Below are 7,221 nucleotides of genomic sequence, written 5' to 3' on the forward strand. Positions count from 1 at the left end.
AAATGATCGTCCGGGTTGTTTATCAGGCAGGAAGTGCCTGTTTAACCAGTTTAGCGTAAAAAAATCCGTCTCCGCTCTGAGCATCCGGCAGCATCTGATAACCGGAGGCCGGTGTATCTGTTAACACTGCATCACGATGTGAAGACAGAAAATTATTTATCTGATGAATATTCTCTTCCGGTAATACGGAACAGGTTGCATAGACCAGGGTGCCGCCGGGCTTAAGATACGGCCAGACCGCTTCCAGAATTTCCCGCTGCAGTGCGGCCAGTTCATTAATATCATTATCACGGCGCAGCCATTTTATATCAGGATGGCGGCGGATAACGCCGGTCGCGGAGCAGGGCGCATCAAGTAAAATACGATCGAATGTCTGTGATTCAGCCCATTGTTCCGGATAACGGCCGTCACCGGTCTTAACAACAGCATTTTGCTTAAGCCGTTGTAAGTTCTCATTAACCCGGGTCAAACGCTGCTTATCCACATCGACAGCCATGACGTGAGCGCGGGGCGCTATCTCTAAAATATGGGTTGTTTTCCCGCCGGGTGCAGCACACAGATCTAAAATTGTTTCATCATTCTGCGGATCCAGCAGTAATGCGCAGCCCTGCGCAGAACTGTCCTGAACAGTAACCCAGCCCTCAGCAAATCCCGGCAGATCAGTGACGGGGCAAGGTGCTGCGAGACGCAGTGCATCCGGATATGAAGGATTATAAAAAGCGTCAATATTATTTTCTGCCAGCAGGGCCTGATATGCCTGTGCGGAGTGATGGTTACGGTTAACCCGCAGCCACATCGGCGGTTTTTCATTATTTGCAGTAATAACGGATTCCCAGTTTTCAGGATAGGCAGCCTGAATACGGGATAACAGCCATTTCGGATGCAGCCAGCGGCTTTCATTATTAGCAAAACGTTCAGCCAGAACCTGTTCCTGACGCTGGAACTGACGCAGCACACCGTTAATCAGCCCTTTCAGCTGTGGCTTTTTCAGGGCAACTGCACCATTAACAGTTTCAGACAGTGCGGCGTGTGCCGGGATGCGTGTATAACGAAGCTGATAAAAACCGACCAGAATCAGATAATGCAGTACCCGCTGTTTGCCGGTCAGTGGTTTTGCCATCAGCTGCCGGCTGTACCATTCAAGCTCCGGCAGTACCCGCATCACGCCAAAGCACAATTCCTGCAACAATGCTTTGTCTTTCGGGTTGATATCCCGCTGATATTCAGGCAGAAGTGCGCTGAGTGACTGTCCCTGATCCAGGACCTGGCTGATGATACGGGCAGCAATACTGCGTAGGTTATAACTGTTTTTCATTATGATTCCGGTATGCCGGCGAGTGATAAAGAGAAAGGGTGACCGGCATACCGAACAGGATATGCCGGTTACGAAACAAAATTACAGTAAATTGCCCGGGGTAAACCATTCTTTACGGGAATTCAGGATATCAGTAGCTGACATCGGTTTTTTACCGGCAGGCTGTAACTGTGTGATATTCAGAATACCGTCGGCAGTGGCAACCTGAATGCCGCTTTTATCCGCACGGATAACTGTTCCCGGAGTTGCGGAAGTCTGTTCCGCAATCACTGTGGCCTGCCAGACTTTCACTGGTTGCTCATCAATCACCATATAACTGATTGGCCACGGATTGAAGGCACGGATACAGCGATCTAACTGAGCGGCAGATAAAGACCAGTCCAGCCGGGCTTCTTCTTTGCTCAGTTTCTCTGCGTAGGTAACCAGGGTGTCGTCCTGTTTTTCAGGACGAAGAGCATTCTGACAGACCAGAGACAATGTATGTAACAGTGCCTGCGGGCCGATACCTGCAAGTTTTTCATACAGTGACGCACTGGTATCTTCTGATGTGATATCGCACTCTGCTTTATACAGCATATCGCCGGTATCCAGACCGGCGTCCATCTGCATAATGGTCACACCGGTTTTTGCATCACCGGCCCACAATGCACGCTGGATAGGCGCTGCACCACGCCATGCCGGTAACAGGGAACCGTGAACATTCAGACACCCGAGGCGCGGAATATCCAGCACTGCCTGCGGTAAAATCATCCCGTAGGCCACGACAATCATGATGTCTGCCTGCTGGTCACGTATCCACTGGTGATTTTCTTCTTTGCGCAGTGTGGATGGCTGGAAAACAGGAATATCGTGCTGTTGTGCCAGCTCTTTTACCGGGCCTGCGGTGATTTTTTTCCCGCGGCCGGCAGGGCGATCCGGCATGGTTAAGACGCCAACGACATTATGCTCTGACTGAATCAGGGCATCCAGGTGGCGTGCGGCAAAATCAGGCGTTCCTGCAAAGATAATACGTAGTGAATCTGACACGTTGCTTTCCTGTAAAAATAATAATGCCACAAACAATAACAGTGCCCGTGCGCTGCTGCGGTCTGTGGCAGATAAAGACTGCGGGTATTAAGACCGGGCTCTGAGTCTGTCCAGTTTTTCGACTTTCTGACGGATGCGCTGGCGTTTCAGAGCGGAAAGGTAATCGACAAATAATTTACCTTCCAGGTGATCCATTTCATGCTGGATACAAATTGCCAGCAGATCACCGGTTTCCAGCTCGAAAGGCTCACCGTTATAGTCCAGCGCCCGGATTTTAACGTGCTCAGCACGCGGCACGAATGCCCGCTGCTCAGGAATCGATAAACAACCTTCTTCGATTCCGGCTTCTCCGGATTTTTCCAGCAGTTCCGGGTTGATCAGTACCAGGCGCTCATTCCGTTCTTCTGACACATCGATCACGATAATGCGCTGGTGGATATCAACCTGGGTTGCTGCCAGACCAATACCTTCTTCGTCGTACATGGTTTCGAACATATCATCGACAATCTTCTGAATGCCGGCATCGACTTTTTCAACCGGCTTTGCAATCGTGCGAAGCCGCTCGTCGGGATAATGTAATACGGTTAATAACGCCATAGATTTTTTCGTGTTCTATCTAAAAAATGGATGGAAATTAATGTCTATTCTAGACAGTTATCCGCCTGATTGACAGTATTGCCCGCAACGGATACGGCATTTTTATTACGGGCTCAGTCAGGATGGCGCAATGGATGAAAGGGAAATTTGGTTACGTCTGGCGTGTATCAGGCGGTTAAGTGCACATCATGCTGTCAGCGCTGCCTCTGTACTGACAGAAACCTGCACGCAGAAAAACGGTGAGATCCGTCAGCAGCTGCATCAGTGCGGACTAACATTGGTGCAGTGTCAGCAATTTATGAATGTGAATACATCCAGACTGAAAACGGCACTGTTATGGGCTGATTCACCGGGTAACGTGATATTACCCCTGTCATCACCACACTATCCGTTTTTATTAAAGCAGATCTATTCACCCCCGCTTGTGCTTTTTGTGGCAGGGCAGATAGCTGCATTGTCTGACCCTCAGGTCAGTATGGTGGGTAGTCGTGCGGTCACGCATTATGGTGAAAAGTGGGCGGTCTGTTTTACACGGCATCTTGTGCAGCATAATCTGGTCATCACCAGCGGTCTGGCTGCCGGGGTCGACGGGTGCTGCCATAAAGCTGCGCTGGAATCCGGCGGAAAGACGGTCGCGGTATCAGGCAGCGGGTTGTCTCATATTTATCCTGCACAGCACAGGCAGCTGGCCGGCGGGATTACAGAAAACGGCGCACTTATCTCTGAATATTTTCCGGATGTTCCGCCGCTGGCTAAAAATTTTCCGCGCCGGAACCGGATAATCAGCGGGTTAAGCCGCCTGCTGATTGTGATTGAGGCCGGGCGGCGCAGCGGGTCATTAATTACCGCACAGTGCGCGCTGGAGCAGGGGCGGGATGTATTTACGTTACCGGCAATACTCGGTAATCCGGCTTATGAGGGCAACCACTGGTTGTTGCAGCAGGGCGCCTATATTGCGACCGCACCGGCAGATATCACTGATCATCTCGCACTGGATATGCAGTGGCTGGCTCTGCCGCCGGTTCCGGATATGACGGAGACGGTTGTCCCGCCGGTACAGGAAGAACTGCCGTTTGCACATGTGCTGATTAATGTGGATGATGAACCGACGCCGGCGGATGTTATTGCCGCGCGGTGTGAGCTGCCGGTCACAGAGGTGACAACACAACTGCTGCAGCTGGAGTTATCAGGTAAAATAGCCGTGGTCAGCGGGGGATATATCCGCCTGCATCACTGAACGGTATCGGCGTAAGGTAAATTATCATGTCAAAATCAACGGCGGAATGCTGTCCGGAATGCGGCGGAGAGCTGGTTATCCGCAATGGTGCCCACGGGCCTTTCTTCGGCTGTTCGGCTTATCCGGAATGTGATTACGTCCGTCCGCTGAAAGCCGGTACTGACGGACATATTATAAAAGTGCTGGACGGGCAGCTGTGTCCGCAGTGCGGCGGAACGCTGGTGTTGCGTCAGGGTCGCTATGGTATGTTTATCGGCTGCGGAAATTTTCCGGAATGTGAATATATTGCATCTATCGATTCACCGGATGAAACAACGGTTGCCTGCCCGCAGTGCCATGATGGTAAGTTACTTCAGCGTAAATCCCGGTTCGGTAAAGTATTTTATGCCTGCAACCGCTATCCGGCTTGTCAGTTTTCACTGAACAGCAAACCGGTTGCCGGTGAGTGTCAGTATTGTCACTATCCGCTGCTGGTGGAAAAAAGGACATCAACAGGCGTAAGATTAAATTGTGCGAGTAAAGCCTGCGCAAAACGACAAAAAGAACAGAATGAGAATAATGATGAATCATAATCACACCACAGCAAATTTTGACACAATCATAAAAGCACTGAATAACCATGAGGTCATCGCCTATCCGACAGAAGCCGTATTTGGTCTGGGCTGTGATCCGGATAGTGAACAGGCGGTGATGGCACTGCTGGATCTGAAACAGCGCCCGTGGGAAAAAGGGCTGATTCTGATTGCGGATAACTATGATCAGGTAAAACCGTATATTGATGATTCCCGGCTGACAGCGGAACAGCGTGAAGCGATGTTTGCCTCCTGGCCGGGCCCGGTAACCTGGGTGATCCCGGCAAAATCCACAACACCAAAATGGCTGACCGGCCGTTTTGATTCGCTGGCTGTCCGCGTGACAGATCATCCGGTGGTTAAAGCATTATGTCTGGCATACGGCAAACCGGTCGTTTCCACCAGTGCGAACCTGAGCGGACTGGAGCCGTGCCGGACAACTGATGAGGTAAATTCTCAGTTTAACCGCCGGATTCCTGTGGTTGACGGGCTGGTCGGCGGGCGGAAAAATCCCTCAGAGATCCGCGATGCACTGACAGGGCAGTTATACCGCCAGGGCTGATAAAACACCAAAAGGACCCGGAATGAAAAAATTTGCCGTTTTTGGCCATCCTATTGCACACAGTCAGTCACCTTTTATTCATCAGGCGTTTGCCGGTCAGTTTGGTATTGAGCTGAGTTATGAACGGATTTTGTCCCCGCTTGACGGATTCAGTCGCAGTGTCTCCGGATTTTTCGCTGCGGGCGGACAGGGGGCAAATGTCACACTTCCTTTTAAAGAACAGGCATATGAACTGGCGGATGAGCTCAGTGAACGGGCACGGGTCTGTGGTGCGGTAAATACACTGTATCTGACAGAAGATAAGCGGCTGGCCGGGGATAATACCGATGGTGAAGGGCTGGTTATTGATTTGCAGCGGCTTATGTTTATCCGGCCCGGTGACCATATCCTGCTGATAGGTGCAGGCGGAGCTGCCCGCGGTGCATTGTTGTCACTATTACAGGCAGGATGTGCCGTTACCGTCACCAACCGGACATTTGGTAAAGCCCAATCTCTGGCAGAGCGGTTTACCGGTTACGGAAAAGTCAGTGCAATGCCGCTCAATGAAACCGGAACCGCCGGATTTTCACTGATTATCAATGCCACATCGTCCGGGGTGGATGGCGCGGTTCCGCAGATCCCGCCGTCATTACTGAACCCGGCTGTCGCCTGTTACGATATGTTTTACCGCACCGGTCTGACACCTTTTCTGCAACTCGCCGCAGATCACGGAGTGGCCCGGTATGCTGACGGACTGGGTATGCTGGCCGGTCAGGCGGCTTTCGCATTCCGGTTATGGCATGGTGTATTGCCGGATATCGCTCCTGTACTGACAAAACTCAAAGAGAAGATGGCATAATGAATCAATCCATTCAGTTTCCGGATCGCGAATCACGGGATGACGACCGGGAATGTATTATTTTTCCGGTGATGATCAATGGTTTTTTATCGGATTGCTGTGTCTCTGCACAATACCTGCAATCCCGTTACGGGACGGCAGGCGGGGAGGATATGCTGACTCTCTTCCGCCGGAACCGGTGGGATCTGGAGGAAGAGTTTGCAGAGTTTATTGAAAAAGGTGAGGCGGATGAACCGCCTTACCGGTTACCCTGTGACAGATAGTTATTTTTCCACATAACATAGTTATTGGCGGAATATTTCAGTCCTTCATATTCCTCCGGTTTCAGCGGACGGACGGCTTTGGCAGGACTGCCGAGATACAGGTAGCCGCTTTCCAGTCGTTTGCCCGGTGAAACCAGACTGCCCGCACCGATGATCACATCATCCTCAACCACCACACCATCCAGCAAAATTGATCCCATACCGACCAGAACACGGTTACCGATAGTGCAGCCGTGCAGCATCACTTTATGGCCAACAGTAACGTCTTCTCCGATAATCAGCGGATGACCGGCCGGATTATCAGCAGTCTGATGAGTCACATGCAAGACGGAGCCGTCCTGAATATTGGTGCGCTGACCAATCTGAATGTAATTGACATCTCCCCGGGCAACAACCAGCGGCCAGATACCGACATCATCAGCCAGACGCACATCACCGATAATGACGGAAGAGTCATCGATCATGACGTTTTGGCCGGCAGAAGGGGTTAATGTCAGATAGGGACGGAGTTTATTCACAATAATTACCTCAGAATATAAATGTATTTTGGCGATCTTAGTCAGAGAGTTTACCGGAGGCAATGCAACTTTCAGGCATAATTGCCGGAAAATACGACATGATGCTCAAAAGACAGACGGTTAATAAGAAAATTCAAAAAAAAGGTTGTGCAAAACGAAAAGCTCCCTATAATGCGCCACCACTGACACGGAACAACGCGATAACACGCGGTTCCGGCAGAAAGAGAAAAAGCGAAAAGTTGAAAAACAACGCTTGACTCGAAGGGGCTGGAAACGTAATATACGCAGCCTCG

The 7,221-nt window shown here is 50.8% G+C and carries 10 protein-coding genes; 6 read left to right on the top strand and 4 right to left on the bottom strand.

The window, feature by feature from the left end:
- Positions 1–22 precede the first annotated feature (22 nt).
- The 3 genes from rsmB to def all read right to left on the bottom strand — a co-directional run bounded on the left by rsmB (position 23) and on the right by def (position 2,938).
- Positions 23–1,315 carry a 16S rRNA (cytosine(967)-C(5))-methyltransferase RsmB gene (rsmB, locus tag AAZR23_RS20455; protein ID WP_434694483.1) on the bottom strand — a complete coding sequence of 431 codons (1,293 nt, stop codon included), beginning with the start codon at positions 1,313–1,315 and terminating at the stop codon, positions 23–25.
- Between the two features lie 81 nt (positions 1,316–1,396).
- Positions 1,397–2,341, bottom strand: coding sequence for a methionyl-tRNA formyltransferase (gene fmt / locus AAZR23_RS20460; RefSeq protein ID WP_434694484.1), 945 nt, complete (start codon positions 2,339–2,341; stop codon positions 1,397–1,399).
- Between the two features lie 87 nt (positions 2,342–2,428).
- A complete protein-coding gene (gene def, locus AAZR23_RS20465; protein ID WP_046895363.1) occupies positions 2,429–2,938 on the bottom strand; it encodes a peptide deformylase in 510 nt (169 codons plus the stop codon).
- A gap of 130 nt (positions 2,939–3,068) precedes the next feature.
- Between def and dprA the strand changes: the two genes are divergently transcribed.
- From dprA to AAZR23_RS20490, 5 genes are read left to right on the top strand one after another with little or no spacing between them, the layout of a single operon-like run.
- Positions 3,069–4,175, top strand: coding sequence for a DNA-processing protein DprA (dprA, locus tag AAZR23_RS20470; protein ID WP_434694485.1), 1,107 nt, complete (start codon positions 3,069–3,071; stop codon positions 4,173–4,175).
- Positions 4,176–4,201: 26 nt separating this feature from the next.
- Positions 4,202–4,747 (top strand): DNA topoisomerase family protein, encoded by a 546-nt coding sequence (locus AAZR23_RS20475; RefSeq protein ID WP_046895407.1) that lies wholly within the window; start codon positions 4,202–4,204, stop codon positions 4,745–4,747.
- Positions 4,737–5,309 carry an L-threonylcarbamoyladenylate synthase type 1 TsaC gene (gene tsaC, locus AAZR23_RS20480; protein ID WP_218428502.1) on the top strand — a complete coding sequence of 191 codons (573 nt, stop codon included), beginning with the start codon at positions 4,737–4,739 and terminating at the stop codon, positions 5,307–5,309. The genes AAZR23_RS20475 and tsaC overlap by 11 nt, the downstream gene beginning before the upstream one ends.
- A gap of 22 nt (positions 5,310–5,331) precedes the next feature.
- The gene (gene aroE / locus AAZR23_RS20485) at positions 5,332–6,147 is read left to right on the top strand and encodes a shikimate dehydrogenase (RefSeq protein WP_434694486.1); all 816 of its coding nucleotides are present in this window, start codon (positions 5,332–5,334) and stop codon (positions 6,145–6,147) included.
- Positions 6,147–6,410: a DUF1488 domain-containing protein gene (locus AAZR23_RS20490; protein ID WP_046895405.1), complete on the top strand. Its 264-nt coding sequence runs from the start codon at positions 6,147–6,149 to the stop codon at positions 6,408–6,410. The genes aroE and AAZR23_RS20490 overlap by 1 nt, the downstream gene beginning before the upstream one ends.
- Here AAZR23_RS20490 and AAZR23_RS20495 read toward each other — a convergent pair.
- Positions 6,386–6,931: a gamma carbonic anhydrase family protein gene (locus AAZR23_RS20495; protein ID WP_434694487.1), complete on the bottom strand. Its 546-nt coding sequence runs from the start codon at positions 6,929–6,931 to the stop codon at positions 6,386–6,388. The two genes, AAZR23_RS20490 and AAZR23_RS20495, sit on opposite strands and share 25 nt — an antisense overlap.
- 59 nt (positions 6,932–6,990) lie before the next feature.
- Between AAZR23_RS20495 and AAZR23_RS20500 the strand changes: the two genes are divergently transcribed.
- The gene (locus AAZR23_RS20500) at positions 6,991–7,185 is read left to right on the top strand and encodes a hypothetical protein (protein WP_025154650.1); all 195 of its coding nucleotides are present in this window, start codon (positions 6,991–6,993) and stop codon (positions 7,183–7,185) included.
- The last annotated feature ends 36 nt before the right edge of the window (positions 7,186–7,221 follow it).

Origin of the sequence: Morganella sp. Je.2.23 (assembly GCF_051129855.1) — a bacterium.
Classification (GTDB): domain Bacteria; phylum Pseudomonadota; class Gammaproteobacteria; order Enterobacterales; family Enterobacteriaceae; genus Morganella; species Morganella sibonii.

Bases quoted from the DNA above. Each gene is read 5' to 3' on its own strand.
- dprA (WP_434694485.1), top strand. From the start codon at position 3,069: ATGGATGAAAGGGAAATTTGGTTACGTCTGGCGTGTATCAGGCGGTTA.
- def (WP_046895363.1), bottom strand. From the start codon at position 2,938: ATGGCGTTATTAACCGTATTACATTATCCCGACGAGCGGCTTCGCACG.
- AAZR23_RS20475 (WP_046895407.1), top strand. From the start codon at position 4,202: ATGTCAAAATCAACGGCGGAATGCTGTCCGGAATGCGGCGGAGAGCTG.
- AAZR23_RS20490 (WP_046895405.1), top strand. From the start codon at position 6,147: ATGAATCAATCCATTCAGTTTCCGGATCGCGAATCACGGGATGACGAC.
- AAZR23_RS20500 (WP_025154650.1), top strand. From the start codon at position 6,991: ATGCAACTTTCAGGCATAATTGCCGGAAAATACGACATGATGCTCAAA.
- aroE (WP_434694486.1), top strand. From the start codon at position 5,332: ATGAAAAAATTTGCCGTTTTTGGCCATCCTATTGCACACAGTCAGTCA.
- rsmB (WP_434694483.1), bottom strand. From the start codon at position 1,315: ATGAAAAACAGTTATAACCTACGCAGTATTGCTGCCCGTATCATCAGC.
- tsaC (WP_218428502.1), top strand. From the start codon at position 4,737: ATGAATCATAATCACACCACAGCAAATTTTGACACAATCATAAAAGCA.